Raw genomic sequence first — 26,239 nt, 5'->3', positions numbered from 1 at the left:
GTCCCCGCAGGACATCTCTCGCAAGACCCGGCATCACGAACCCGTGACGAACAGGAGAGCACCTATGACCTCGATGATCCTCGCCCCACCCGGGCGATCACCCGGAGACGGCGCGGAACTGGCGGCGCGGCTGATCCCCGAGGAGGAGATGCGGCCCTGGTCGGTGGACGACGTCCCGGCGCTGCCCTCCTTCGCGAGCAAGATGCGCGAATGCGAGCGGATCTGCGGCGTCCCCTACAGCGAGACCCCGCACGAGATCCAGGACGCCCTGGTCCTCCGCCGCCTCGGCCAGATGATCAACACGGTGCTGCTCAACCCGCTGTGGCGGGAGCGGCTCGCCGCCACCGGAGTCACCGGCCCGCCCGCCACCTACGAGGAGTGGGAGCGGGTGCCGCTGTCGGACAAGACCGTCCAGCGCGACATGTTCATGGGCGCGCGCCCCGGCATGGTCGTGCCGCTCGGCCACGGCGGGTTCGAGGTGGTGGCCAGCGGCGGCACCAGCGACGGGCTGCCGCTGGAGATCGTCTACTCGCTGCGCGAGCTGCGCGACACCTACCGGATCGCGGGCGCCTTCATGGGCACCTACCAGCTCCGCGACCACCTGGCCGGCGGCGACCCGAAGTGGCTGTTCACCAACCTCGCCGACTACCAGATGTGGAGTAGCGGGACGATGGTCGGCGGCGTCCTGCAGCAGGTCCCCGGCGTCAACTACATCGGCGCCGGGCCCGTCACCGCGCCGGTGCTGGAGCACATGTTCTCCTACCCCGGCCCCAAGGCGATGATGGGGATCTCGGCGGGCATCGCGATCCTCGGCGACCTCGGCGCCGGGCTGAGCCGGGAGGCGCGGGAGAGCTTCCGCGTCGCGATGTACGGCAGCGGTGTGCTGCCGCACCGCAAGCGCGCCGAGCTGCGCGCGGTCTACCCCAACGTCGCCATCCTCAGCTACTTCGCCGCCACCCAGGCCGAGACGATCGGGCTCCAGCTCGACGACGACTCGCCCTGGCTGGCCTCGGTGCCGGGCCTGCACCTGGTCGAGATCGTCGACGAGTCGGGCCGCGCCGTCGCCGAGGGCGAGGAGGGCGAGCTGGTCGTCACCCGGCTGCACGCGCACGAGGCGCCGCTGCTGCGGCTCAAGCTCGGCGACCGGATGGTCCGCCGGCCCGCCCTCGACGGGCCCGGCCTGAAGACCGGCCGGTTCGAGTTCGCCGGCCGTACCGGCGACGTGCTGCACATCGGCGACAGCCAGTACTCGGCGGCGCTCGCCTACGCCGCCGTCCGGGAGGACCTGCGCAAGGCGACCGGCGTCGACCTGGACGAGGCCGCCCACGACCTCCAGTTCGTCAACCACCGCGAATGCAAGTCGATCACGCTGCTCGCCGCGGTCGACGACCCCGACGGCCTCGCGCACGCGGTGTCCGCCGCGCTCGGCCCGGCCGGCGTCCAGCGGGTGTTCGCCGGCGCGCTGCCCCGCTCCCTGTCGCTGTTCAACGACCGGGAGGCCACCCAGGCGGCGGTCGAGCGCACCGGCTACCGCTTCCACCTCGCGTTCGTACACCGGTCGTCCCCCGAGATCGAGCGGACGGCCGTCGGCAAGGTCCCCCTGGTCCGCGACCGGGGGTGACGTGCGGCAAGCAGCCCAGAACAGGAGAACCAGTGAATCCCCACGTCAACATCGTCGTCCTGGTGGACGCCGTCGGAGCCCTGTCCGACCAGACCCTGCACAACGGCAACCTCTCCCTGGTGGACGACGGGTCCTTCGGCAGCCGGGGGCAGGGCACCACCGAGCTGTGCACCGTCGTGATGCCGGGACAGGTCGTCCAGTGGACCGCGATCGCGATCGACGTCCAGACGACCGCCGAGATCTCCGCGATCACCTTCCTGCCGCCCGGCGGGACCGGCGCGGCCGGGGCGGAGCGGGCACCGGCCTGGGAGGCGCAGGACGGCGGCCACGAGAACCTCGACCTCAAGGTGTGGGAGGGGATCGTCCCCGCCCACCTCGTGCGCGGTGTGCCCTACCGGTACCGGCTGGAGGTGCAGATGCACGAGGGCCGCGACAGCCTCCTGCACATCGACACGCCCGCGCTGATGTGCGCGTGATCCGACCCGCGACCCGGAAGGCGGCCCCATGGCCCAGCAGCAAGGGATCATCGTCCTCGTCGACATCGCCAACGCGCTCCAGTCCCGGGCGCTGACCGGCAACGTCTACCTCTTCGACAACATGAGCTTCCTCGGCTCCACCGGCCAGGGCACCCCCGACCTGGTGACCATCTGCCCCGGCACGTACTGGTCGGACGGCTCGCAGGCCACCGAGCAGGTGCTGAACTGGCTGCCCTCGAGCCTCGGCTCCATCCCGCCGACCGTGCCCCGCAGCTACCACGCCGACCGGGCGCAGGCCGCCGACCAGGAGGCGCTGGAGGAGATCGCGGGCGTCGCCGACCGGGCCGAGGACCCGTCCGTCGACACCGCCGCCGAGCTGGAGGGGCTGCGGCGCCGCGTCGGCGCCCGCACCCGCCGCCGCGGCGGCCGCACCCCGGCCGCCGGGAAGATCCTCGACGTCACCGGCAACGTCGTCACCGCCGAGGGACAGGCCCACAACCACCCCAACCCCGTCATCACCGACATCACCGGGCCGGCCGTGGAGGAGAAGGTCATGTACCCGGCGCAGTACGGCTCGCCGGACATGGTGTCCGACGGCTGGTACTGGGCCGCGTCGGTCGACACCTCCCGCCCCGGCACCTACCGCTACACGATGCACATCCAGCTGCACGAGCTGGTGTGGCGCAACGGCGAACCGGCCTGGGAGCCGGTCGACTACACCTGCGACTCCGCCGTCAAGGTGATCAGCGACCCCAAGCGCAACGCCTTCACCGGGGCGGGGCTCGGCGTCCTGCCGATCCCCTGAGACCCGACGTCCGCCCGCAGCCCGAGCCTCGCCGCCCGAGCCCGAAACGGAGAGCCGATGCCCAGCAAGGCCAAGCCGCCCGAGTCCCGGCCCGTGTCGATCACCGCGGTGGTCGACCCGGTCGCCGCCCTCGCCTCCGGCACCCTGGAGGGGAACCTGTACCTGTACGACACCAACAAGGCCGAGGGGTCCACCGGATTCGGCACCCTCGACCTGCGCACCCGCGTGCGCTCCGGCGACCGGATCATCTGGAACGTCGTCGTCCTGGAATGCGAGACCTACGCCGCCCTCGACGAGATCGTGATCGACGAGAAGGTCTGCACGCCCGAACGGAAGACCTACCCCAACACCGACATCGCCTACTGGACCGCGACGGTGAAGCGGCACGTCACCGAGCCCGTGCCGTACCGGCTGAAGTTCCGGCTCGGCACCGTCACCGAGCCGTACGCCGTGTCGTCGCCGGCCCTGGTCGGGCAGGCGGCCGCGGGGAGGGAGCGCCGATGACCACCGAGACCCGCGGCCAGCTCAACTCCGTCCAGCTCAACGTCGTCACGCTGGTGAACATGGAGCGGGCCGCCGAGACCGGCTCGCTCGACGACGCCCTCTACATGATGGACAACAGCGTCGGCGGGGTCGGGCAGGGCACCGACCACCTGGAGACGATCTGCAAGCAGGGCCAGGTGATCAACTGGATCATCCGGCCGATCGCGATGCACAAGCGGCCGGACGGCACCTGGCCGCCCATGCCGAAGATCAACAACCTGGTGTTCCTGGACACCGAGCGGGGCGACGAGGAGGACGTCGCCGAACGGCGCATCATGACCGAGCTCAAGATCTACGGAATGCCCGACCTGATGCGGTCGCCCTACACGTCGATCTACTACTACTGGGCCGGCGCCGTGCTCAGCACCGCGAGTCCCGGGCTGTACCGCTACCGCCTCGTCCTGGAGCTGGAGCAGGACGGCACCAAGGAGAAGCTCTACCTGAACACCGTGAACCACGCGTCGCTGCGGGTCCTTCCGGTGTGAACCGGGCCGGGCGGACCGGGCCGACCGCGCCGGCCCGGTCCGCCCGGCTGCGGATCAGGCGACCGCGGGGTGGTACTCGGCGAGCCAGTCGCTGATGGCCAGCGCGCGCTCGATGGGGACGCGGTCGCGCTGGATGCTGGCCTTGCCGACGGGCCGGTCGAGCGCGGTCTTCACCGCGTCGAGGTCGAGGTAGTCGTGGACGGGAGCGGAGGAGTCGGCGGCGACGGCGCGCAGGCGCTCGCGGACGGCCCGCTCGTAGCCGGGGTTCTGGGTGGCGGGGTAGGGGCTCTTGCGGCGCCGGACGACGGAGTCGGGGAGCACGTCGGCGACCGCGCCGCGCAGCAGGCTCTTCTCGCGGCCGTCGTAGGTCTTGTGCGACCACGGCGTGTTGAACACGTACTCGACCAGGCGGTGGTCGCAGAACGGGACGCGGACCTCCAGGCCGACGGCCATGCTCATCCGGTCCTTGCGGTCGAGCAGCAGCCGGACCATCCGGGTGAGGTGCAGGTGGCAGATCTCCCGCATGCGCCGCTCGCGCGGCGAGGCGTCCGGCAGGTGCGGGACCTCGGTGAGCGCCTCGTGGTAGCGGTCGCGCAGGTAGGCGTCGGCGTCGCCGCGCAGGGACGGGTCGAGCAGGTCCAGGCCCTGGCCGAGCGCGGCGGACGTCCACGGGAACGCGTCGGCGCCGACCACGTCGGGGTCGTGGAACCAGCGGTAGCCGCCGAACACCTCGTCCGCCGACTCGCCGGACAGCGCGACCGTGGACTGCCGGCGGACCTCGGCGAACAGCAGGTACAGGGAACTGTCCATGTCGCCCATCGCGGGCAGGTCGCGGGCCCGCAGGACGGTGCGCATCGCCTCGGGGGAGGCGAGCTGGTCGTTGCCGAGGACGACGTCGGCGTGGTCGCAGCCGACGTGGGCGGCGACGTCGTGGACGTAGGGCCCGTCGGCCGTCTCGCGCATCTCGTCGGGGACGAACCCGCCGGTCTCGTCGACGAAGTCGACCGCGAAGGAGCGGACGTGGTCGCGGCCGAGGGCGCGGTCCGCGAGGGCGGTGAGCGCGCTGGAGTCCAGCCCGCCGGACAGCAGCGTGCACAGCGGGACGTCGGAGATGAGCTGCCGCTCGACGATGTCGTCGAGCAGCTCGCGGACGTGCCGGACGGTCGCCGGCACGTCGTCGGTGTGCTCGCGGGCGGTGAGCGCCCAGTACCGGCGGTCGGTGACGCCGCTGCGCGAGACGGTGACGGTGTGCCCCGGGACGACCTCGTACATGCCCTTGTAGATGCCGTGCCCGGGGGTCTTGGCGTTGGTGAGGAGCTCCAGCAGGCCCTCCTCGTCGACCCGCGCGTCGAAGAGCGGGTTGGCGAGGATCGCCTTGGGCTCGGAGCCGAACAGGACGCCGTTCTGCGTGGGAGCGTAGAAGAGCGGCTTGATGCCCATGCGGTCGCGGCCGAGGAGCAGTTCCTCGCGGCGGGCGTCCCACAGCGCGAACGCGTACATGCCGTTGAGGCGCTCGACGAACTCCGCGCCCCATTCGAGGTAGGCGTGCAGGACGACCTCGGTGTCGCTGCGGGTCCGGAACCGGTGGCCGCGTCCCTCCAGGTCGCGGCGCAGTTCGTGGAAGTTGTAGGTCTCGCCGCTGTAGACGAGGGTGGCGGGGCCCTCGGTCATCGGCTGGACGCCGCCCTCGACGTCGATGACGGCGAGGCGGCGGTGGCCGAGCGCGGCGTGCGGGCTCGTCCAGAGCCCTTCATCGTCGGGCCCGCGCAGGGCCATGGTGCGCGTCATCGCGAGCGCGGTCGCGTGTTCCCTGGTGAGGTCCCGTTCGTAGTCCACCCATCCGGTGATGCCGCACATAATGTCCCTTCTGACATGTGCGTCGTACAGCTAACCGTCCTTCCTTACCGCGTTTGACAGGAAACAAATCTGTAACGAACCTCACCGCCGCCCGCCCTTGCCATCGCGCCGGAACCGGTGGCCCGCCGGTCAGGCGGCCCCGTTCCACAGGTCGGGCCCGAACACCTCGTAGTGGACGCGCTCTTCGGACACGCCCGCCTCGATCAGCCCGCGCCGGACGGCCCGCATGAACGGGATCGGCCCGCACATGAACACCCGCGCCTTCGGCGGCAGCGGCAGCGCGGCCACGTCGACCCGGCCCGGCCGCACGTCCGCGTCTGCGTCGTTGCCCGCGCCGTCGAGGTCCTCGTACCAGGTGATCTGCCGGAAGCCGGGGATCCGGGCGCCGGCCTCGGCGATCTGGGCGCGCAGCGCGTGTGTCCGGACGCTGCGGTCGGCGTGCACCGCCAGCACGCGCCGGCCCGGCCGCCCGGCCGCCACGTGGTCGATCATCGCCGCGGCGGGCGTGATGCCGATCCCGGCGCTGATGAGGACGAGCGGGTCGCCGTCGTCCTCCATCACCACGTCGCCGAACGGCGCGGACATCTCCAACTCGTCGCCGGGCCGCACCGCCTCGTGCAGGAACGTCGACACCGCGCCCGCCGGCGAGGCGTCCTCCGCGCGCACACGGCGGACCGTGATCTGCAGGACGCCGTTCCCCGCGGCGCGCGACAGCGTGTACTGCCGGGGCTGGCGCAGACCGTCCGGCAACGTGACCGCGACGCTGACGTACTGGCCGGGACGGTGCGCCGGCACCTTCCCGCCGTCGGCCGGTTCGAGGACGAGCGACACGACGTCCTCCGCCTCGTCCACCCGGTCCACCACGCGCCACGTCCGGTAGGCGGCGCCGGCGGAGCAGCCGGCGTCCTGGTAGAGCCGGGCCTCCTCAGCGATCAGCAGCGTCGCGAACAGCCAGTACACCTCGGACCAGGCGGCGTGCACCTCGGGCGTCACCGCGTCGCCGAGCACCTTCGCGACGGCCTCCAGCAGGTGCCGGCCGACGACCGTGTACTGCTCAGGGCGGATGCCGAGCGAGGCGTGCTTGTGGGCGATGCGCGACAGCATCTGCTGGAACGGGGCCGCGGACTCCTCGCTCACCAGGTGCTGCGCGAACGCGGCGACCGCCCCGGCCAGGGCGCGCCGCTGCTCGCCGTTGGCCTGGTTCCCCCGGTTGAACAGGTGCAGCAGCTCCGGGTGGGCGGCGAACATCGCGTCGTAGAACTCGCCGGTGATCTCGGCCCCGTGCGCCGCCACCGCGGGGATGGTGGCGCGCACGGTCGCGGCATGGTCGGACGAGAGCATCATGTGCCTTCCTCTGGCTCGGAGGGCGCGCCGGCGGGGGCCGGCGACGCCAGGGACAGCAGGATCGGTTCGGGGGGATCGGACACCAGATCGCGCAGGAGCACCTGGTCGAGCGAGGCGAGGAACGCCTCCTGCGCCGCGCGCAGGGCGCCGCGCAGCCGGCAGCCGCCGCGCAGCGGGCACGGCGGGTGGTCGCAGTCGACCACCTCGCCGGGCCCCTCCAGGACCCGGACGATCTCCCCGACGGAGGTGCCGGGGGCACAGGCGGCCAGCACGACGCCGCCGCCCCGGCCGCGCGCGGTCTCCACCAGGCCGTGCCGCCGCAGCCGCTGGACGATCTTGGCCATGTGCTGCGGCGGGACCCGCAGCCGGGCCGCGAGGTCGGCCGCCGAGCGGCGCTCGTCTCGGGCTCCGAGCAGCATCAGCGCGCGGAGCGCCAGGTCCGTGGAGTGGGTCAGGTGCACGGCCCGATCCTAGGTTTGAATCGGAATCTGAAAGTCCTATTAAGGGTGTGCGCCTCGCCACACCACCCGCCGCGACCGGGCGGGCACGCAATTGCCGACTCGCTCAGTAGGAAATCTGGTGCCATTCTTGGGGGCATGCCTCGCACCATCGATGAGATCCTCGCCGCCGCCCGCGAGCGGCTGGAACGGCTCGACCCCGGCGCGGCGCACGCCGCGGCCCGCGACGGCGCGGTGCTGGTGGACATCCGCCCGGCCGCGCAGCGGGCCGCCGAGGGCGAGGTCCCCGGCGCGCTGATCGTCGAGCGCAACGTCCTGGAATGGCGGTTCGACCCGCGGTCGCGCGCCCGGCTGCCGCAGGCCACCGGGCACGACGTGCGCGTCATCGTGTTCTGCTCGGAGGGCTACACCTCCAGCCTGGCCGCCGCGTCGCTGCACGACCTCGGCCTGGTCCGCGCCACCGACGTCGTCGGCGGCTTCAAGGCGTGGCGCGCGGCGGGCCTGCCGGCCACGGCGGGGAGTGACAGCGCGGGTTGAGCTCTTAACATCGGTGATGTTAACTTCCCCTCGACCCGCCGCGGCCGCGGCGTCCGGACGGAGGAGCCCAGCATGAGCAACCGGCAGCGGCGGGGGCCCGCGCAGCGCCAGGACGCGATCGCCGAGGCGGTGCTCGCGCAGGGCTCGGCGACGGCGGCGGAGCTGGTCGAGCGGTTCGGGGTCAGCCTGATGACCATCCACCGCGACCTGGACGAGCTGGAACGGCAGGGCATCGTCCGCAAGTACCGGGGCGGGGTCACCGCGCAGCGCTCCGGCGTCTTCGAGAGCAGCGTCGCCTACCGGAGCAAGTCGATGCGCGAGGAGAAGGAGGCGATCGCCGCCGCGGCGGCGGAGCTGGTCGAGCCCGGCATGGCGATCATGCTGGACGACTCCACCACCGCGCTCGCGCTCGCCCGCCGGATCAAGGACGCCGGCCCGCTGACGATCGTCACGAACTTCCTCGACTGCCTGAACCTGCTGGCCCCGGTGCAGGGCGTCCGGCTGATCGCGCTGGGCGGCGACTACGACCCGCTGCACAACTCGTTCATGGGCGTCTCGTGCGTCGAGGCGATCGAGGCGCTGCAGGTCGACATGTGCTTCGTGTCGACCTCGGCGGTGTCGGCCGGCAACGCCTGTCATCAGGAGCAGCGGGTCGTGGTGGTGAAGCGGGCCATGCTGCGCAGCGCCGTCCGCAACGTCCTGCTGGTGGACCACACCAAGCTGGGGCGCACCGCGCTGCACCGCGTCGCGCCGCTCGGCGAGTTCGAGCGCGTCATCACCGACGACGGCGCCTCCGCCGCCGCGCTCCGCGAGCTCGACCGGCACAAGGTCGAGTACGGCGTCGCCGCGCGCGCCTGACGGCGGGCTCCGCCGCGTCTGAGAGCCGGTCTCCGCTCGTCCATCATGTGATGGGCGATGTTAGAACGAACACCACGATCGCCCATGCCGCCAAGAGGCCGTGCACGGTCGATATCGACTTGTGACCTGCGCGTTCCGGCGGCCGGCCGGCGACCGGTTCGCGCTCGTGGATGTTAATTAACGCTGCAGTATTGACACTTCTAACGTTCCTGGTGTTACGTTCTCACCGCGACGGCCGCCGCGGCCCCGGCTCGGCCGGCCGCCGCGCTGGATCGGTCGCCCTTTCATCGCGGGCGCAGCACCGAGGAGACCTCAGTGAAGAAGCTTTCCCTCCGGACCGCCGCCGCGGCCGGCGCGGCCCTCGCCGTGCTCGCCCCCGCCGCGGCCTGCTCGTCCAAGAGCGCGGGCTCGACCGGCGGCGACGCGAAGAACGCCAAGATCGCGTTCCTCATGCCGGACATCGCCTCGACCCGCTACGAGCTGTACGACGCGCCGCTGTTCAAGGCGAAGATGAAGCAGCTGTGCGGCGGTTGCCAGGTGCTCTACCAGAACGCCGGGGCCGACGCCTCCAAGCAGCAGCAGCAGGCGAGCTCGGTGCTCGCGCAGGGCGCCAAGGCCATCGTGATCGACCCGGTCGACTCGGCCGCCGCCGCGTCCATCGTCCGGATGGCGCAGTCCCGCAAGGTCGCCGTGATCGCCTACGACCGGCCGATCCCCGCCGCCAAGGCCGACTTCTACGTCTCCTTCGACAACGAGAAGATCGGTGCGATGATCGGCCAGTCGCTGGTCGACCACCTGAAGCAGGCCAAGGCGAAGGGCGGGATCCTGGAGGTCAACGGCTCGCCCACGGACGCCGCGGCGAACCTGATCAAGAAGGGCATCCACAGCGCGGTCGACCCGTCGGGGTTCAAGCTGCTCGCCGAGTACGACACCCCCGGCTGGGAGCCGGCCAAGGCGCAGGACTGGGTGAGCGGCCAGATCAGCAAGTTCGGCGGCCAGATCGCGGGCGTCGTCGCCGCCAACGACGGCACGGGCGGGGCCGGCGTGGCCGCGTTCAAGGCGGCCGGGAAGCCGGTCCCGCCGGTCACCGGCAACGACGCCGAGCTCGCCGCCGCGCAGCGGATCGTCAACGGCGACCAGTACAACACGATCTCCAAGCCCATCAAGATCGTCGCGGAGGCCGCGGCGGAGGCGGCGAACGAGCTGGTCAAGGGCGAGAAGCCGAAGGCGAACGCCACCCTGTTCAACACCCCGTCGCAGCTGTTCACCCCGACCGTGGTGACCCGGGACAACATCGCCACGGTGCTGCTCGGGCCGGGCGGGGCGCTCAAGGCCTCCCAGGTCTGCACGGCCGAGTACGCGGCCGGCTGCACCCAGCTCGGCATCAAGTAGCCGCCCGCGCGAGCGGCGGCAAGGCACCAGGCAACGATCCACGAAGGTCGGTCATGTCACCAACGCCCACCCCAACGGCCCCCGCCCCGGCCGCCGCGAAGGACGGCGCGCTGCTGTCGCTGCGCGGCATCAGCAAGTCCTTCGGCGCGGTCGCCGCGCTCACCGGCGTCGACCTGGACGTCGCGGCGGGAGAGGTCGTCGCCCTCGTCGGCGACAACGGCGCCGGCAAGTCCACGCTGGTGAAGGTCCTGTCGGGCGTGCACCCGGCGGACGCGGGGACCGTCACCTTCCAGTCCCGGGAGGTGGCGGTCCCGAGCCCGGCCGCGGCCCAGCAGCTCGGCATCGCGACCGTCTTCCAGGACCTCGCGCTCTGCGAGAACCTGAACGTCATCGAGAACCTGTTCCTCGGCCGCGAGCTGCGGGCGCTGCGGCTGGACGAGGTGGCGATGGAGGTCCGCTCCCGGGAGCTGCTGCGCCAGCTGTCGGCGAAGATCCCGTCGGTGGAGGCGCCGGTCGCGGCCCTGTCGGGCGGGCAGCGCCAGACGGTGGCGATCGCCCGGTCGCTGCTCGGCGACCCGAAGGTCATCATCCTGGACGAGCCGACCGCCGCGCTCGGCGTCGCGCAGACCGCCGAGGTGCTGAACCTGATCGAGCGGCTCCGCGAGCGCGGCCTCGGCGTCATCATGATCAGCCACAACATGGCGGACGTGAAGGCGGTCGCGGACCGCGTCGCGGTGCTGCGGCTCGGCCGCAACAACGGCGTGTTCGACGCGGAGACGACCTCGGCCGAGGAACTGGTCGCGGCGATCACCGGCGCGAGCGACAACGTCGTCAGCCGCCGCTCCAAGCGCACCCGCCCGGCCGGCGACGAGCCCGCCACCGAGCCCGGCGACGAATCCGGCGTTGAATCAGACAGCGCGCCCGGTGGGCCCGCCGAACCGATCGCGATGACGAAGGGGGACGGCGATGAGTGACGTCACCACGGCGCCGCCATTGGAGCAGGCGCCGGCGGAGGAACCGCAGGACCGGGGCCTGCGCGCCACCCTCACCGGCATGGCCGACCGGGTGCGCGGCGGCGACCTCGGCGTGTGGCCGGTCGTCGCGGGCCTGGTGGTCATCTGGACCGTCATGCAGATCCTGAACCCGGTGTTCCTGTCCAGCGCGAACCTGGTGAACCTGGCGATGGAGTGCGCGCCGGTCGGGGTGATCGCGCTCGGCGTGGTCTTCATGCTGTTGGTCGGGCAGATCGACCTGTCGGTCGGCTCCATCAGCGGGCTCAGCGCGGCCGTCACCGCGGTGCTGTTCGTCGACCAGGGGATGCCCGCGGTGGTCGCGATCGTCGCGGCGGCGGCAGCGGGCTGCCTGATCGGCTGGTTCTACGCGCAGGTGTTCAACCGGCTCGGTGTGCCGAGCTTCGTCATCACCCTCGCCGGCCTGCTCGGCTTCCTCGGCCTGCAACTGTGGATCCTCGGCGCGAAGGGCTCGATCAACCTGCCGTTCGACTCGTGGCTGGTGACGTTCGCGCAGCTCGACTTCGTCCCGGCGTGGCTGGCGTACGTCCTGGTCGCCGCGGGCGCCGCCGCGTTGTACTGGACGGGGCACGCGCGGGCGGTGGCGCGCCGCAAGGCCGGCCTGCCCGCCACCACCGAGCAGACGCTGCTGCTGCGCAGCGCGGTCCTGCTGGTGGGCCTCGCGGTCGCCGTCTGGTACCTCAGCCGGGACCGGGGCGTCGGCTGGATGTTCGTCCTGTTCCTCGGCCTCGTGCTGGCGATGCACTACGTCCTGTCCCGGACGAAGTACGGCAAGTCGGTGTACGCGGTGGGCGGGAACGTCGAGGCGGCCCGCCGCGCCGGCATCAACGTCAAGGCGGTCTACACGTCGGCGTTCGTGGCGTGCACGACGCTCGCCGCCGTCGGCGGGATCCTCGCGGCGGCCCGGCTCGCCGCGGCGAACCAGAGCAGCGGCGGCGGCGACGTGAACCTGAACGCGATCGCGGCGGCCGTCATCGGCGGGACGAGCCTGTTCGGCGGGCGCGGCAACGCGTTCGCCGCGCTGCTCGGCATCGTCGTGATCCAGTCGATCTCCAGCGGGCTGACGCTGCTGAACCTCGACTCGTCCTACCGGTTCATGGTCACCGGCGCGGTGCTGCTGCTGGCCGTGGCGCTGGACTCGGTCGCCCGCCGGTCGCGGCGGACGCACGGCCGCGCCTGACCCCCTGTTTCCGCACCCCACGGGAGAGCTGATGGCGGTCGTCTGCGTCGACGCGGGCACCACGATGATCAAGGCGGTCGGGTACGCCGAGGACGGCACGGAGCTGGCCGTCGTCCGCCGGCCCACCGCGGTGTCCCGGCCCGCACCCGGCCGGGCCGAGCAGGACATGGGCGAGGTCTGGGACGCGGTGGCGGGCGCGGTGCGCGAGGCCGCCGCCCAGGTCACCGCGATGGGCGCGGCCGTGGACCTGCTCGCGCTCACCGCGCAGGGTGACGGCTGCTGGCTCGTCGACTCCGCCGGGGCGCCGACCGGCCCGGCGATCCTGTGGAACGACGGCCGCGCCGCCGCGATCGTCGAGGAGTGGGCGCGCGCGGGCGTCATCGCCGAGGCGTTCCGCGCGAACGGATCGCTGCCGTTCCCAGGGTTGCCCAACGCGATCCTCACGTGGCTGCGCGAGCACGACCCGGACCGGCTCGCCCGGTCCGCTGCGGCCCTGACCTGCGGCGGCTGGATCTTCGCGCGGCTCACCGGGCGCATCGCGGTGGACTCCTCGGACGCCTCGGCGCCGTTCATGGACGTCCGCGAACGCGCGATCTCCCGCGACCTGCTGCGCCTCTACGGCATGGAATGGGCGTCGGCGCTGCTGCCGGATGTGCTCGGCGACGACGAGCGGGCAGCCCCGCTGACATCGGACGCGGCGGACGTCCTCGGCCTGCCCGCGGGCATCCCGGTCGTCCTCGCGCCCTACGACATCGCCTCCACCGCGATCGGTGCGGGCGCGGTCGGCACCGGGCAGGCGTGCACGATCCTCGGCACGACGCTGTGCACCGAGATGGTCGTGGACGAGCCGCGCCTGGACGGCGAGCCGTCCGGGTTCACGGTGGCGATGGGCCTGCCGGGCCGGTGGCTGCGGGCGTTCCCGACGCTCGCGGGCGGCCAGGTCGTCGACTGGGCCCGCCGGATGCTCGGCCTCGGCGACGACCCGTCCGCGCTGTCCGCGCTGGCGGCGCAGTCTCCGCCCGGTGCCTGCGGCCTGGTCTTCCTTCCCTACCTGTCGCCCGCCGGCGAGCGCGCCCCGTTCCTGGACCCGCGGGCGCGCGGTGCCTTCCACGGGCTCACCGTCGAGCACGAGCGCGCCGACCTGGCCCGCGCCGTCCTGGAAGGGCTCAGCCTGGTCGTCCGGGACTGCCTGGAGGCGGCCGGGACCCGCCCGACCGAGCTGCGGGTCAACGGCGGCGGCTCGGCGAGCGCGTTCTGGCTCGGCATGCTCGCGGATGTGACCGGCGTCCCGGTCGTCCGGTCCGCCGACACCGAGGCGGGCGCGCGCGGCGCGTTCATCGTCGGTCTGCTGGCCACCGGCCGCGCCAAGGACGCGCGGGAAGCGGTCGACCAGTACGTCCACCCGGGCGAGGTCTACGAACCCGATCCCGCGCGGGCCGCGCACTACGCGCAGACGTACCGGGACTTCCTGGACATCCGGCAGGCCACCGCGCCGGCCTGGCCCACGCTCGCCGCCCTGCGCGAGCGCGGGGGTGAGCGGTGACCGCCGAACCTGTCTGGGTCGGCGTCGACCTCGGGACGCAGAGCGTCCGTGCCCTGGCCGTCACCGCGACCGGGCAGGTCGCGGGCAGCGGGACGTCCCCGCTGGCGGGCCGGCGCGACGGCCCGCGCCACGAGCAGGACCCGGAGCAGTGGTGGACGGCCGTCGCCGCGGCCTGCCGCGAGGCGCTGGCCGACGTCCCGGCGGGCGCGGTGCAGGCCGTCGCGGTGGACGGCACGTCCGGCACCATCCTGCTGACCGACCGCGACGGCCGGCCCCTGACCCCGGCGCTGATGTACGACGACACCCGCGCCGCCGGCGCGGTGGAGAAGATCAACGAGGCCGGCGGCGAGGTGTGGCGCAGGCTCGGCTACCAGCGCATGCAGCCCGCCTGGGCGCTGCCCAAACTGCTGTGGCTGCTGGAGCACGGCCCGGCCCTGCCGGACGGGGCGCGCCTGGCGCACCAGGCCGACTTCGTGAACCGGCGGCTGACCGGGCATCCCGTTGCCGCCGACCTCAGCAACGCCCTCAAGACCGGCGCCGACCTCATCGCCGAGGCCTGGCCGGCGGACGTCCTCGACGCGCTCGGCGTCCCGGCCGGTCTGCTCCCCGAGCTGGAACGTTCCGGCACCCCGCTCGGGGCCGTCTGCGCCGAGGCCGCCGCCGCGACCGGCCTGCCGGAGGGGACGCCCGTGGTCGCGGGCGCGACCGACGGGTGCGCAGCCCAGCTCGGCACCGGCCGCCTCACGGCCGGCTCGTGGAACTCCGTCCTCGGCACGACCCTCGTGCTCAAGGGCGTCACCGACGGCCTCGTCCAGGACCCGTTCGGCGTCGTGTACTCCCACAAGGCACCGGACGGGCGGTGGCTGCCCGGCGGCGCGTCCAGCACCGGCGCCGGCGCCCTCACCCGCGACTTCCCCGGCCGCGACCTCGCTGATCTCGACCGCCGCGCTGCCGCCCGCGAACCCGCGACCGCGCTGACCTACCCGCTCGTCGGCGCGGGGGAGCGGTTCCCGTTCGTCGCGCCCGACGCCCGCGGGTTCACCCTCGGCGAGACCGGCGACGAGGCCGACGCCTACGCCGCCGTCCTGCAGGGGGTCGCCTTCATCGAACGGCTCTGCTTCGACCACCTCGACCTGCTCGGCGCCCCGACCGGCGGCGACCTCACCCTCACCGGCGGCGCCGCCAAGTCGCGGTACTGGTGCCGGTTGCGCGCCGACGTCCTCGGCCGGCCGGTCGTCCTGCCCCGCCAGGCCGAGCCCGCGCTCGGCGCCGCCGTCCTGGCCGCGTCGCCCGGCCGCGACGTCGCGGACGTCGCCGCGTCGATGGTCGCCGTCGCGGCCACCGTCGACCCGAGCCCGGAGAACGCGGGCGGGTTCGACGACGCCTACCTGCGCATGGTCGACGAACTGGAAGGACGCGGATGGCTCCCCGCCCCGACCGCCGCCCACGCACGGACGAGGACGGCCCGATGACGCGGCTCGTCCTGGTCCGCCACGGCGAGACCGAATGGCACGCCGAGAACCGCTACGCCGGCATCAGCGACGTCGCGCTGACACCGCGCGGCCTGGAGCAGGCGCGGCTGCTCGGCGCATGGGCGCGGACCGCCCGCCCCGACGCCGTCTGGTGCTCGGACCTGAGCCGCGCCCGGATCACCGCCGAGCCGGCCGCCAAGGCGATCGGCGCGGACCCCGCCGTCGACGCGCGGCTCCGCGAACTCGACTTCGGGCGCGCCGAGGGCCTCACCCGCGAGGAGATGGCGCGCGCGTTCCCCGACGCGCTGCGCGCCTTCCACGCCGACCCCGTCGCGGACCACCTGCCCGGCGGCGAGGACCCGGAGGCCGCGGCCGGCCGCTTCACCGACTGCCTGCACGACATCGCCGGACGGCATCCCGGCGGCCGCGTCCTGGTCGTCGCGCACTCCACCGCCCTCCGGCTCGCCCTCTGCCGGCTGCTGGGGCTGCCGCTCAAGGACTACCGGCGGCGGTTCCCGTCGCTGGGCAACTGCGCACTGACCGAGATCCGGCTCCGGGACGGCGACGCCGCCCTCCTGGAGTTCAACACCGCGATCGAAGGATCGCTCGTTCCCTGGAGCCTGCAATGACGACCCGCGTCCTCGCGGCCGGTGACCTGTTCGTCCGCAACCGCCTGTTCATCGACGCGCTGCGCGCCGCCGCCCCCGGCGAGCTGGAGTTCGCCGAGCTCACGCTGCCGTGGCCGGTCGAGCCGTTCGGGCGGGTCGCCGAGGTGGACGAGGCGTCCGGCACCGAGGAGCGGCTCATCGAGGCGCTGCGCGGCGCGCGGATCTGCGTCACCCAGATGGGGCCGCTCACCCGGCGCGTCCTGGAGGCGTGCCCGGACCTGGAGCTGTTCGGCATCAGCCGGGGCGGGCCCGTCAACGCCAACCTCGAAGCGGCCACCGAGCACGGCGTCGCCGTCTGCTACGCGCCCGGACGCAACGCCGGCGCCACCGCCGAGCACACCCTCGGGCTGATCCTCGCCGCCGTCCGCCGGATCCCGCAGACCCACGCCGACCTGGTCGCGGGCCAGTGGCGCGGCGACTACTACCGCTACGACGACGTCGGCGTCGAGCTGCTCGGCAGCACCGTCGGCCTGGTCGGCTGCGGCGCCGTCGGCCGCCGCGTCGCCCGGATGCTGGCCGCGCTCGGCGCGAAGGTCCTCGTCCACGACCCGTTCCTGGACGACCTCGGCGACCTCGCCGACGTCGCGGAACTGGTGCCGCTCGACGACCTGCTGGCGCGCGCGCAGATCGTCTCCCTGCACGCCCGCGCCACCCCGCAGACCACCGGGATGATCGGCGCCGCGCAGATCGCCGCGATGGCGCCGGGCTCGATCATCGTCAACTGCGCGCGCGGATCGCTGCTGGACTACGAGGCCGCGTGCGACGCGGTGGAGTCCGGGCACCTGTTCGCCGCCGCGTTCGACGTCTTCCCCGAGGAGCCGATCCCGGCGGGCTCCCGGCTGCTGACCACGTCGAACATCATCGTCACCCCGCACCTGGCGGGCGCCAGCAAGCAGACCGCCGCCAACGCCGCCCGCATCATCGCCGAGGACGTCGGCCGCCACCTGCGCGGCGAACCGCTCCTGCACTGCGCCAACCCCGGCGTGCTCGACATGCCGCGACCGGTCTGACCCCGCCGCCGCTCCCGAGACTCCCCGCGCAACCCCCACCACGAGGAGGCACGATGCACGCATCACCACCCCCCGCCGAGACCCCGTTCACCCGCCGCGCGGCGCTCGGCTTCGCGGGCGCCGCCGCACTCGCCGGCGCCGCCGCGCTGGCCGGTCCGGCCCGCCCCGCCGCCGCGGCCGAACGCTCCTCCACCTTCGACCTGGTCTTCGACGTCCCCGACACCGGCAACATGCAGGGCCTGGCCTACCGGCGCGGCCGCTTCTACGTCGGCTTCGACGTGGGCGGCGGCAAGGGCGTCATCCGCGAGTACGACGGCGACGGCACGAAGATCAAGGAGAGCGCGCCGCTCGACGTCGGGCACGCCGCCGAGGTCAGCGTCCGCGACCGCGACGGCCTGCTCTACGTCGCGACCGGCGGCGGCACCAACCCCACCAAGGTGAACGTCGTCGACTGGACGGGGGAGCCGCGCATCGTCCGCACCATCGACTTCGGCTCAATCGGCAATTCCGGGCTGGTCGCGGTGGACAACAAGCGCGACGGGCTGCTGGTCCACGCCGGACCGGGCGACAACGGCCCGTTCGTCTTCGCCTTCACCGACCTGGACGGGAATGTCCGCTCGACGTTCCCGCTCGGCTACCAGGGCGTTCCGCAGGGCCTGGAAATGTCCGGCGACAAGGTCCTCTACTACACCAACAACACGATCACCGTCCTGGACCGGTCCGGCACGATCCTGGAGGCGATCACGATCCCGCTGACGGGCGAGAGCGAGGGCCTCGCCGTCGCGCCGGCCGGCCGGGGATCCCGCGTGTTCGTCGGCTACAACAAGCCCAACCGCGTCTACGCGATGAAGCCCGTGTTCCGCTGACAGACCAGGCGCGCGGCCGGGTCCGTCCGTACCTCCCAGCCCGGCCGCGCGCCTTCCCAGCGGAGATTCCGCAGGCGCGGGAAACTTTTCCCCCTGCGATCGTTCCAATTTCGGTGGCATTTGTAAGATGAGGTGACAGGGTGCGTTCGGCGCAGGCGCGGATACGGCCGATACACGGTCAGATTAGTGATCATCTCCCTCGCCTTATCGGAATCCGATAAAATGCGAGCCTCTTTCTGATCCGCTCTTTGCTTTCCGGGATCACTCGGGTATGAACACATTGTGTTCGGTGCGGTCATGGCGGGCGTCCGCCGGCCGCGCTCAGGGGGCCGCACGCGGGCGACCCCGCGCGCGGAGGCAGGAAACCCTCTCCGAGGAGGAACCCCGTGAAAGCTCCCGCCCGATCCGTCCCGCTCGCCCGGCTCGCCGTCCCGGCGGCCGCCGCGTGCGCCGCGCTCGCGCTGGCGGCCGGCCCCGCGTCCGCCGCCACCACCACGATCCACCAGGACACCGCCACCGGCGCGCCCTACGCCGGGAACTGGCAGATCGCCACCGTCGGCACGCTGAACTTCTCCACCAGCTTCCTGGGCATGAACGTCACCGGCACCTGCGACAGCGCGCAGATGCAGGGCACGACCACCTCCGCCGGCACCGGTGAGCTGACCGCCGCCTCCATCGGCGCGTGCCACACCTCCAACGGGTTCAGCTCGCCCGCCACCGACCTGGACCTGGGCGGCGTCTCCGACCGGTCCGGGCAGATCTCCTATGACCCCGTGCAGGGCGGGCGCGACGGCGTCATCGCCATCGGCGGCGACCTGCGGATCAGCCTGAAGGGCCAGGTGCTCGGCATCACCGTCACGTGCATCTACGGCTTCCGCACCGGCGGGTCCGACGGGCTGACCTTCGACGTCTACAACCGCGACAACCCGAACCGGCCGCTGTCCGACGACGATCTGCAGGGCAAGTCCGACAACATCCAGCTCGTCCGCGAGTCCGGCAGCAGCGGCGTCTGCCCGTCCAGCGGTACCGGCAGCGGCGCCGCCGTCGGCCGCGGCGAGAGCACGGCCGGTTCCGGGGTGTTCGACCGCAAGCTCTACCTGACCTCGTAGCCGGGCAGGGGTAGCGGCCGGGCCCCGGGGCCGGTGCAAGGGAGTGGTCTTCCACCTCGGCGCCCGGCCGCCCCCTGATCCTCGCGGTGCTGGGTCGCCGTGTCGGAGCGGCCGGGGGCGTACGGCCGGATCCTGCGGACGATTCGCGAGGACCTCGAGCCTAACCCCGCAGGTCAGCACGGGGTAATGACACAGCGCTTACAGTTGTTTCCCACCTGTGTCCAGATCCCGGGGTGGCTAAATCACCCGTTTCCGGTCATGTGCCCTGAATCACATCCGGGACTGTCACGCCCGCCGCGCCCGCCCCGTCCTGATGCCGTAACCGACATTCTCCCGGCCTCCGCGCCGGGACGGACATCAGGAGCCGTCATGCGAGTTCTCGTCGCCGGATCCACCGGAGTCATCGGCGCCCGGCTGATGCCGCTGCTCGAGGCCGTCGGACACGAGGCGGTCGGGCTGTCCCGCTCCGGCCGCGGCCCGGGCCGCACCCTCGCCGCCGACGCGCTCGACCGGGACGCGCTGTCCCGCGCCGTCCGCGAGGCCGCGCCCGACGCCGTCGTCAACCTGCTCACCGCCATCCCGGCCGCTCCCGACCCCAAGCACCTGGCCCGCGACTTCGCGCTCACCAACCGGCTGCGCACCGAGGGCACCCGCAACCTCTACGCCGCCGCCAGCGACGCCGGCGCCGCCCGGATCGTCGCCCAGGGCCTCGCCTACGCCTACCAGCCAGCGGACGGCCTCGCCGACGAGGACGCCCCGCTGTGGACCGAGCACACCCCGAAGCAGTTCGCGCCCGTGCTGTCCGCCCTCGTCGAGCTGGAGAAGGCGACCGCCGCCGCCGGCGGGCTGGTCCTGCGGTTCGGGCACCTGTACGGGCCCGGCTCCGCCTACGCGCCCGGCGGCTCGTTCACCGCCCAGGTCCGCGCCGGGAAGGTGCCCGTGGTCGGCGGCGGCCGCTCCGTCCTGTCGTTCACCCACGCCGACGACGCCGCCACCGCGATCGTCGCCGCGCTCGACAAGGACCTCACCGGCGCCCTCAACGTCGTCGACGACACGCCCGTCCCGATGGCGGACTTCCTCACCGGCTACGCCCGGATGCTGGACGCGCCCGCACCCCGGCACGTCCCCGCCGCGCTCGCCCGGCTCGCCGTCGGAGGCTGGGGCGTGGCCTTCATGAACGGGCTGCGCGGCGCCGGCAACGCCCGCGCCCGGCTCCGCCTCGACTGGCGGCCGCGCCACCCGAGCTGGGTGCACGGCATCGAGGCCGACAGCGCCGTCTCCCGCGACGCGGCATGATCGTCCGCATGGACGCACGGGAAGGCGCCGCCGGCGCGTTCGAGGAGCACCGCCCGCTGCTGCTCGGGCTCGCCTACCGGCTGCTCGGCAGCATGTGGGACGCGGAGGACGTCGTCCAGGAGGCGTACCTGCGGTGGACCAGGACCGACCCCGCCGAGGTCGAGACGCCCCGCGCCTACCTGGTGACGATCGTGTCGCGGCTCGCCCTCGACCAGCTCCGCTCCGCCCGCGTCACCCGCGAGGCCTACACCGGGCCCTGGCTGCCCGAACCGGTGTCCGCCGCCGCGTTCGGGCCGCTGGAGACCGCCGAGATGACCGACACCCTCGCCTACGCCACCCTGCACCTGATGGAACGGCTCTCCCCGCCCGAACGGGCCGTGTTCGTGCTGCGGGAGGCGTTCGAACTGCCCTACGAGGAGATCGCCGGCATCGTCGGCGTCCCCACCGCGACGTGCCGCCAGCACCACCGCCGCGCGGCGGCGCGGCTCGCGGAGGGCCGCGACCGGTTCCAGCCGTCCACCGCCGACCACACCGAGCTGCTCGGCCGGTTCCTCGACGCCGCCCGCGGCGGCGACCTCGCCGCCCTCACCGGCCTGCTCGCCGAGGACGTGGTGGCCTGGAACGACGGCGGCGGCAAGGTCCGCGCCGCGCTGCGGCCCGTCCGGGGACGCGCCGCCGTCGCCGCGTTCATCGCCGGCCTCGGGTCCCGCTACGGCTTCGGCGAGGTCCGGATCGTCGAGGCCAACGGCGCGCCCGCGCTCTGGACGCACATCGACGGGCACGAGCAGCTGGCGGCGTTCAACATCCGTGATGGTCGCGTCCACGGGGTGTTCGCCGTCCTCAACCCCGACAAGCTCGACCGCGTCCGTCCCGCCTCCTGACCCCCGGCGCCGGCAGTCGGCACCGGGCGTCGGACAATGGGTGCGTGAGAGTCGTGGTCGTCTCCGACACCCACGCGCCACGGCGCTGGAAGACGTGCCCGCCGCGGGTGGCCGAGCACCTGCGCGGCGCCGACGTCATCCTGCACGCCGGGGACGTCTGCGTCGCCTCCGTCCTCGACGAACTCGCCCAGTACGCGCCCGTCCACGCCGTCCTCGGCAACAACGACGGCCCCGACGTCGCCGATTGGGGCGCCCCCGAGCGTCTCGAACTCGACCTCGGCGGCCTCGCCGTCGCGATGGTCCACGACAGCGGCCAGGCGCGCGGCCGCACCGCCCGGATGCGGCGCTGGTTCCCCGCCGCCGACCTCGTCGTGTTCGGGCACTCGCACATCCCGATGGACGAGTCCGGCGACGGCGTCCGGATCTTCAACCCGGGCTCGCCCACCGACCGGCGCCGCCAGCCGCACGGCACCATCGGCCTGCTCGACATCGCGGGCGGCCGGCTGAGCGCCGCGGAAATCGTTCCCGTCACCTGATCATCGGCGGGCACAATGGCCCCATGGACGGCGACGGCCCGGTGGAGCCATGGGCCGCTGGATGACGATCGGCCGGCACTCCTGGAGCGAGGTCCACGCGTTCCTCGACCACCCCCACGGCCTGCCGGGCGGACTGCGCCGCAAGGGCGTGCCCCGCGGGCCCGCGCCGGCCCGCGACGTCGTCATGGGCGGGCTCGTCCTGACCGGCGGATCGTCCCGCCTCGACGCGCCCCTGCTGCTGAGACCGGCGGGGGTGCGCGCCGTCGACGCCCACCTGCGCGGAATCGACCTGGACGCCCTCATTCAGAAGCGGCACCCGCTGCTGAAGGAGACCGGGCCGTACTCCTTCGGTGACGACGACGGAGGCGACATGGTCACCGACGGATCGCTCGCCCGCGACTTCGAGGTGCTCCGCGGCGTCTACGCGCGCGCCGCGGCGGGAGGCGACGCGGTCATCAAGGAGATCTTTTGAGACGATCGGGCTTGCGAGCCCGCATCTGCGAAGGGATCCCGGCATGACCGACCGCGTGACCGTGCACGTCCACGAGGGAGTCGCCGACGTGCGGCTCAACCGTCCCGACAAGCTGAACGCCCTCGACCTCGCGACCTTCGAGGCCCTCGCCAAGACCGGCGACGCGCTCGCCGCCGACTCCTCCGTGCGGGCCGTCGTGCTGTCGGGGGAGGGCCGGGCGTTCTGCGCCGGGCTCGACTTCTCCAACTTCGCCGCGATGGCGGGGGACGGCCCGTCCGGCGGCACGGCCTCCGACCAGGGACGGTCCAAGCGGCTGCTGTCCGACATCACCGACCGCGAGCCGGGCCGTATCACCAACCTCGGCCAGCAGGCCGTGCACACCTGGCATGAGCTGCCGCAGCCGGTGGTCGCCGCCGTGCACGGGCACGCGCTCGGCGGCGGGTTGCAGATCGCGCTCGGCGCCGACATCCGGATCGTCGCGCCGGACGCGCGGCTGTCGGTGCTGGAGATCCGCTGGGGCCTGGTGCCGGACATGACCGGGACCGCCGCCCTGCTGCGCCTCGTCGGCGAGGACGTGGCCAAGGAGCTGACGTTCACCGGACGCATGGTGTCCGGCGACGAGGCCGTCCGGCTCGGGCTGGCGACGCGCACCGCCGAGGATCCGCGCGCGGCGGCGTTCGAGCTGGCCCGCCGGATCGCGGGCAGCAGCCCCGACGCGATCCGCGGCGCCAAGCGGCTGCTCAACCGCGCCGCCGAGGGCGGCGACCTCGCCGGGCAGTACCTGGAGGAGTCCCGCGAGCTCGGCGCGCTGCGCGGCTCTCCCAACCAGGCCGAGGCCGTCCGCGCCTACTTCGAGAAGCGCCCGCCCGCCTTCACCGACCCCGCCTAGCGCCGCCGGGGGTGGGGCCGGGCATCGGGGCCGCGGCGCGGCACCGGTATCTTCTGCCGTCGTGATCAGGGCGTCCACCTGGTCGGACCCACCCCCGGAAGGCAAGCAGGCATGCCCCAAGAAGGACCGCGCCGGCACCCCGTCGACGAGGTGCTCCCCGCCCCCAGACTCGCCCTCTACGGCTTCCAGCACGTCCTGGCGTTCTACGCCGGCGCCGTCGTCGTGCCGATCCTGGTCGCCGGCGCGATCGGGCTGTCCCCGCAGCAGCTCGTCTACCTGATCAACGCCGACCTGTTCACCTGCGGGATCGCGACCATCGTCCAGTCCCTCGGCATCTGGAAGATCGGCATCCGGCTGCCCATCGTGCAGGGCGTCACGTTCACCGCCGTCGCCCCGATGATCGCGATCGGGCAGGGCGCGCAGAACGCCACCGCCGGGCTGCTGGCGATCTACGGCGCCACCATCACCGCGGGCCTGGTCACCCTGGTCGCCGCCCCGTTCCTCGGCCGGGTGCTGCGGTTCTTCCCGCCGCTGGTCACCGGCACCGTCCTGACGATCATGGGCCTGGTGCTGCTGCCGAACGCGCTCACCGACGCCGCCGGCGGCGCCGCGGCGAAGGCCGCCGGCAAGGACTTCGGCAGCTGGAAGCACCTGGTGTACGCCGGCGGCACCCTGCTGTTCATCATCGCCCTCTACCGGCTGCGGCGCCCGTTCCTCAGCAGCATCGCCGTGCTGCTCGGCCTCGTCGGCGGGACGGTCGTCTCCTACGCGCTCGGCGACACCGCCTTCGACCAGGTCGGCGAGTCCGACTGGTTCGGCGTCACCACGCCGTTCCACTACGACGCGCCCACGTTCCACATCGGCCCGATCATCGCGATGCTGCTGGTCATGATGGTCACCGTCGTCGAGACGGTCGGCGACTCCAAGGCCACCGGGGAGATCGTCGGCAAGGAAGTCACCGACGCCGACATCACCCGCGCGCTGCGCGCCGACGGCCTGTCGACCTTCCTCGGCGGCTCCCTGAACGCCTTCCCCTACACCTGCTTCGCGCAGAACGTCGGCCTCGTCCGGCTCACCGGGGTCCGCAGCCGGTTCGTGGTCGTCGCGGCGGGCGCCGTCATGATCGTGCTCGGCCTGTTCCCGAAGGCCGCCGCCTACGTCGCGTCCATCCCGCCGGACGTCCTCGGCGGCGCCGCCGTCGCGATGTTCGGGATGGTCGCCGTCGTCGGCATCCAGACCCTCGGCAAGGTCGACCTGCGGCAGGAGCGCAACGCCCTGGTCGTCGCCGTCAGCATCGCGCTCGCGCTGCTGCCCACCGTCGTCCCGCAGTTCGGCGAGAACATGCCGAAAGACGTCGCCGCGATCCTCAACAGCGGCATCACCGTGGGCAGCATCAGCGCCATCGTGCTGAACCTCGTGTTCAACGTCTTCACGCGCACGCCCTCGGAGGAGGAGGACGCCGCCGTCCCGCCCACGGAACCGGCCACCACGTCCTGACCCGGCACGCGGGCCCCGCGGCAGGTGGTGCGACCGCCTGCCGCGGGCCCCGTCCAGTCAGTTCCAGAAGGCCGCGATGCTCGCGGCGATCGCCCTGCCCTGTGCAAGCCCCGCCTGGGCCGACGGCGTCCGCGTCGCCGGGTCCAGCGGGTCGGCGCCGAAGGCCTGCTGGGACGCCTCGTCCGGACGGATCACCTCGACCCGTCCGCCCTCCCGCGTCATCGCAGCGATCTCACCCTCCAGATACGGGTCCTCCATCGGCGCGATCAGCAGCACCCGCTCGTACCCGGCGGCCAAGGCGAGATTGTTGGCCGAGTACACGCCGCCGTCCACGTACCGGACGCCGTCGATCGTCACCGGCGGCCAGATCATCGGCACCGCGCAGCTCGCGGCGACCGCGTCCACCAGCCCCACCCCGGAATCGCGGTCCAGCACCCGCAGGTCACCGGTCAGCGCGTTCACGGCCGTCACGAGCAGCCTGCGGTCCGGCCACTCGTGCGAGGGGAGCCGCTCCTCGATCACCGCGCGCCGCTCCGCCTCGGGCACCGTGTCGGCCGCGAGTGCCCGCGCCCCCAGCCCCGACCGCACCGCCGCCGGATCCCCCTGGTGTTCGTAGGCCAGCTGCATCCAGGTCTCCATGACCGCGCTCACCGACGCCCCCACCGGCACCAGCTCCCGGTTCTGCAACGCGGGATCCGCCTGCCGGGCGTACAGCTCCTTCAACGGCCGCCCGCTCGCGACCTGAGCCGCCACCGCGGAGCCCGCCGAGGTGCCCACCAGCAGGTCGGCGCCGGTCACGTCCGCGCCCTCCTCGGCGAGGCCGGCCAGCAACCCGTTCAGCCAGGCGATGCCGGCGACCCCTCCGCCGCCGAGCACCAGCGCGTGTCCCTTGTCGCTCATACCCGTCCCTTCGTCGGTGAAGGACAGAGCGTAGGACCACGAAGATCCATTCCCTGTCGGCCCCTGTCCCGCGGCCTCTCCCAGGCGGTGTGCCGCCCCGGCCCCGCGCGCCGATTTGACGAGGCCGCGCGGACCACGTACGTTAACCCTTCGTCCCCCTAACGGATGCAGGACGCCCATGCGGCGGCCGGCCGATGGGGAAACCACCACTCAGCAGCCGACGCGGCTTCGCCGTGTCAGCCGTGCCGTGGTGGGGTCGGAGAAGGCCCGATTTTGCAAAACGAGCCGGATCTGATGAAATAGCTTCACCGCCCGGAAGGGACGCGCAAGCGGACCAGAAAGGCAATCGGAAAAGCCCGGAAATTGACACTCCGAGCGGATCTGATAAAGTAAGAGCAGTCGCCCCGGGGCGGGAAACGCGAAAGCGGGACCAGCACGGTGGGTGTCCGTTTCTTGAGAACTCAACAGCGTGTTAAAAGCCAGTGCCTTTATCGGTCCGGCCGGTTGGTCGGA

The 26,239-nt window shown here is 72.9% G+C and carries 27 protein-coding genes; 22 read left to right on the top strand and 5 right to left on the bottom strand.

What is annotated here, in order from left to right; genetic code table 11:
- The first annotated feature begins 64 nt into the window (after positions 1 to 64).
- Genes ABD296_RS11735 through ABD296_RS11715 form a run of 5 tightly spaced genes read left to right on the top strand, consistent with a single transcriptional unit; the run spans position 65 to position 3,930 of the window.
- Positions 65 to 1,621 (top strand): phenylacetate--CoA ligase family protein, encoded by a 1,557-nt coding sequence (locus ABD296_RS11735; protein ID WP_344264862.1) that lies wholly within the window; start codon positions 65 to 67, stop codon positions 1,619 to 1,621.
- Between the two features lie 32 nt (positions 1,622 to 1,653).
- On the top strand, positions 1,654 to 2,097 hold the full coding sequence (locus tag ABD296_RS11730; protein ID WP_344264859.1) for a hypothetical protein: 444 nt from the start codon (positions 1,654 to 1,656) through the stop codon (positions 2,095 to 2,097).
- A gap of 28 nt (positions 2,098 to 2,125) precedes the next feature.
- A complete protein-coding gene (locus ABD296_RS11725; RefSeq protein ID WP_344264856.1) occupies positions 2,126 to 2,902 on the top strand; it encodes a hypothetical protein in 777 nt (258 codons plus the stop codon).
- A 57-nt stretch (positions 2,903 to 2,959) separates the two neighbouring features.
- Positions 2,960 to 3,406 carry a hypothetical protein gene (locus tag ABD296_RS11720; protein ID WP_344264853.1) on the top strand — a complete coding sequence of 149 codons (447 nt, stop codon included), beginning with the start codon at positions 2,960 to 2,962 and terminating at the stop codon, positions 3,404 to 3,406.
- A complete protein-coding gene (locus ABD296_RS11715) occupies positions 3,403 to 3,930 on the top strand; it encodes a hypothetical protein (protein WP_344264851.1) in 528 nt (175 codons plus the stop codon). The genes ABD296_RS11720 and ABD296_RS11715 overlap by 4 nt, the downstream gene beginning before the upstream one ends.
- Before the next feature lie 54 nt (positions 3,931 to 3,984).
- Here the strand turns inward: ABD296_RS11715 and asnB are convergent, their stop codons facing one another.
- The 3 genes from asnB to ABD296_RS11700 all read right to left on the bottom strand — a co-directional run bounded on the left by asnB (position 3,985) and on the right by ABD296_RS11700 (position 7,592).
- Positions 3,985 to 5,787 carry an asparagine synthase (glutamine-hydrolyzing) gene (asnB, locus tag ABD296_RS11710; RefSeq protein WP_344264849.1) on the bottom strand — a complete coding sequence of 601 codons (1,803 nt, stop codon included), beginning with the start codon at positions 5,785 to 5,787 and terminating at the stop codon, positions 3,985 to 3,987.
- Between the two features lie 129 nt (positions 5,788 to 5,916).
- Entirely contained in the window at positions 5,917 to 7,131 is a 1,215-nt protein-coding gene (locus ABD296_RS11705; RefSeq protein WP_344264847.1) for a globin domain-containing protein, read from the bottom strand.
- The gene (locus ABD296_RS11700; protein WP_344264845.1) at positions 7,128 to 7,592 is read right to left on the bottom strand and encodes an RrF2 family transcriptional regulator; all 465 of its coding nucleotides are present in this window, start codon (positions 7,590 to 7,592) and stop codon (positions 7,128 to 7,130) included. The genes ABD296_RS11705 and ABD296_RS11700 overlap by 4 nt, the downstream gene beginning before the upstream one ends.
- A gap of 135 nt (positions 7,593 to 7,727) precedes the next feature.
- Here ABD296_RS11700 and ABD296_RS11695 point away from each other — a divergent pair, with 135 nt between their 5' ends.
- The 17 genes from ABD296_RS11695 to ABD296_RS11615 all read left to right on the top strand — a co-directional run bounded on the left by ABD296_RS11695 (position 7,728) and on the right by ABD296_RS11615 (position 24,826).
- Positions 7,728 to 8,126, top strand: a complete 399-nt coding sequence (locus ABD296_RS11695) for a rhodanese-like domain-containing protein (RefSeq protein ID WP_344264843.1) — start codon at positions 7,728 to 7,730, stop codon at positions 8,124 to 8,126.
- A gap of 72 nt (positions 8,127 to 8,198) precedes the next feature.
- Entirely contained in the window at positions 8,199 to 8,984 is a 786-nt protein-coding gene (locus ABD296_RS11690; RefSeq protein WP_344264840.1) for a DeoR/GlpR family DNA-binding transcription regulator, read from the top strand.
- A gap of 315 nt (positions 8,985 to 9,299) precedes the next feature.
- Positions 9,300 to 10,376, top strand: coding sequence for a substrate-binding domain-containing protein (locus ABD296_RS11685; RefSeq protein WP_344264837.1), 1,077 nt, complete (start codon positions 9,300 to 9,302; stop codon positions 10,374 to 10,376).
- 53 nt (positions 10,377 to 10,429) lie between these two features.
- Entirely contained in the window at positions 10,430 to 11,350 is a 921-nt protein-coding gene (locus tag ABD296_RS11680) for an ATP-binding cassette domain-containing protein (RefSeq protein WP_344264834.1), read from the top strand.
- The gene (locus ABD296_RS11675) at positions 11,343 to 12,587 is read left to right on the top strand and encodes a sugar ABC transporter permease (protein WP_344264831.1); all 1,245 of its coding nucleotides are present in this window, start codon (positions 11,343 to 11,345) and stop codon (positions 12,585 to 12,587) included. Before ABD296_RS11680 ends, ABD296_RS11675 begins: the two co-directional genes overlap by 8 nt.
- Positions 12,588 to 12,618: 31 nt before the next feature.
- Positions 12,619 to 14,130 carry an FGGY-family carbohydrate kinase gene (locus ABD296_RS11670; protein ID WP_344264828.1) on the top strand — a complete coding sequence of 504 codons (1,512 nt, stop codon included), beginning with the start codon at positions 12,619 to 12,621 and terminating at the stop codon, positions 14,128 to 14,130.
- The gene (locus ABD296_RS11665; protein WP_344264825.1) at positions 14,127 to 15,602 is read left to right on the top strand and encodes an FGGY-family carbohydrate kinase; all 1,476 of its coding nucleotides are present in this window, start codon (positions 14,127 to 14,129) and stop codon (positions 15,600 to 15,602) included. Before ABD296_RS11670 ends, ABD296_RS11665 begins: the two co-directional genes overlap by 4 nt.
- The gene (locus tag ABD296_RS11660; protein ID WP_344264822.1) at positions 15,599 to 16,231 is read left to right on the top strand and encodes a histidine phosphatase family protein; all 633 of its coding nucleotides are present in this window, start codon (positions 15,599 to 15,601) and stop codon (positions 16,229 to 16,231) included. The genes ABD296_RS11665 and ABD296_RS11660 overlap by 4 nt, the downstream gene beginning before the upstream one ends.
- Positions 16,228 to 17,280, top strand: a complete 1,053-nt coding sequence (locus ABD296_RS11655) for a 2-hydroxyacid dehydrogenase (RefSeq protein ID WP_344264819.1) — start codon at positions 16,228 to 16,230, stop codon at positions 17,278 to 17,280. Before ABD296_RS11660 ends, ABD296_RS11655 begins: the two co-directional genes overlap by 4 nt.
- Before the next feature lie 53 nt (positions 17,281 to 17,333).
- Complete coding sequence (locus tag ABD296_RS11650) at positions 17,334 to 18,146, top strand: hypothetical protein (RefSeq protein ID WP_344264816.1); 813 nt, start codon at positions 17,334 to 17,336, stop codon at positions 18,144 to 18,146.
- A 386-nt stretch (positions 18,147 to 18,532) separates the two neighbouring features.
- The gene (locus ABD296_RS11645; protein ID WP_344264813.1) at positions 18,533 to 19,255 is read left to right on the top strand and encodes a hypothetical protein; all 723 of its coding nucleotides are present in this window, start codon (positions 18,533 to 18,535) and stop codon (positions 19,253 to 19,255) included.
- Between the two features lie 369 nt (positions 19,256 to 19,624).
- On the top strand, positions 19,625 to 20,551 hold the full coding sequence (locus ABD296_RS11640) for an NAD-dependent epimerase/dehydratase family protein (protein ID WP_344264810.1): 927 nt from the start codon (positions 19,625 to 19,627) through the stop codon (positions 20,549 to 20,551).
- Positions 20,552 to 20,559: 8 nt separating this feature from the next.
- Positions 20,560 to 21,432 (top strand): RNA polymerase sigma factor SigJ, encoded by an 873-nt coding sequence (sigJ, locus tag ABD296_RS11635; protein ID WP_344264807.1) that lies wholly within the window; start codon positions 20,560 to 20,562, stop codon positions 21,430 to 21,432.
- A gap of 44 nt (positions 21,433 to 21,476) precedes the next feature.
- Positions 21,477 to 21,968, top strand: coding sequence for a metallophosphoesterase family protein (locus ABD296_RS11630; protein WP_344264804.1), 492 nt, complete (start codon positions 21,477 to 21,479; stop codon positions 21,966 to 21,968).
- Between the two features lie 49 nt (positions 21,969 to 22,017).
- Positions 22,018 to 22,440, top strand: coding sequence for a DUF1877 family protein (locus tag ABD296_RS11625; protein ID WP_344264802.1), 423 nt, complete (start codon positions 22,018 to 22,020; stop codon positions 22,438 to 22,440).
- Positions 22,441 to 22,483: 43 nt separating this feature from the next.
- Positions 22,484 to 23,329: a crotonase/enoyl-CoA hydratase family protein gene (locus tag ABD296_RS11620; RefSeq protein WP_344264799.1), complete on the top strand. Its 846-nt coding sequence runs from the start codon at positions 22,484 to 22,486 to the stop codon at positions 23,327 to 23,329.
- Positions 23,330 to 23,440: 111 nt separating this feature from the next.
- A complete protein-coding gene (locus tag ABD296_RS11615; RefSeq protein WP_344264796.1) occupies positions 23,441 to 24,826 on the top strand; it encodes a nucleobase:cation symporter-2 family protein in 1,386 nt (461 codons plus the stop codon).
- A 57-nt stretch (positions 24,827 to 24,883) separates the two neighbouring features.
- Here ABD296_RS11615 and ABD296_RS11610 read toward each other — a convergent pair whose 3' ends face one another.
- A complete protein-coding gene (locus ABD296_RS11610) occupies positions 24,884 to 25,726 on the bottom strand; it encodes a patatin-like phospholipase family protein (RefSeq protein ID WP_344264793.1) in 843 nt (280 codons plus the stop codon).
- Positions 25,727 to 25,936: 210 nt separating this feature from the next.
- Positions 25,937 to 26,239: hypothetical protein (locus ABD296_RS11605; protein WP_344264789.1), on the bottom strand; the 303-nt coding region annotated here is incomplete at its 5' end.

It is taken from the genome of Actinomadura napierensis (genome assembly GCF_039529375.1).
Taxonomy (GTDB): Bacteria; Actinomycetota; Actinomycetes; order Streptosporangiales; family Streptosporangiaceae; genus Spirillospora; species Spirillospora napierensis.
This window is presented reverse-complemented; position numbering and strand designations above follow the sequence as displayed.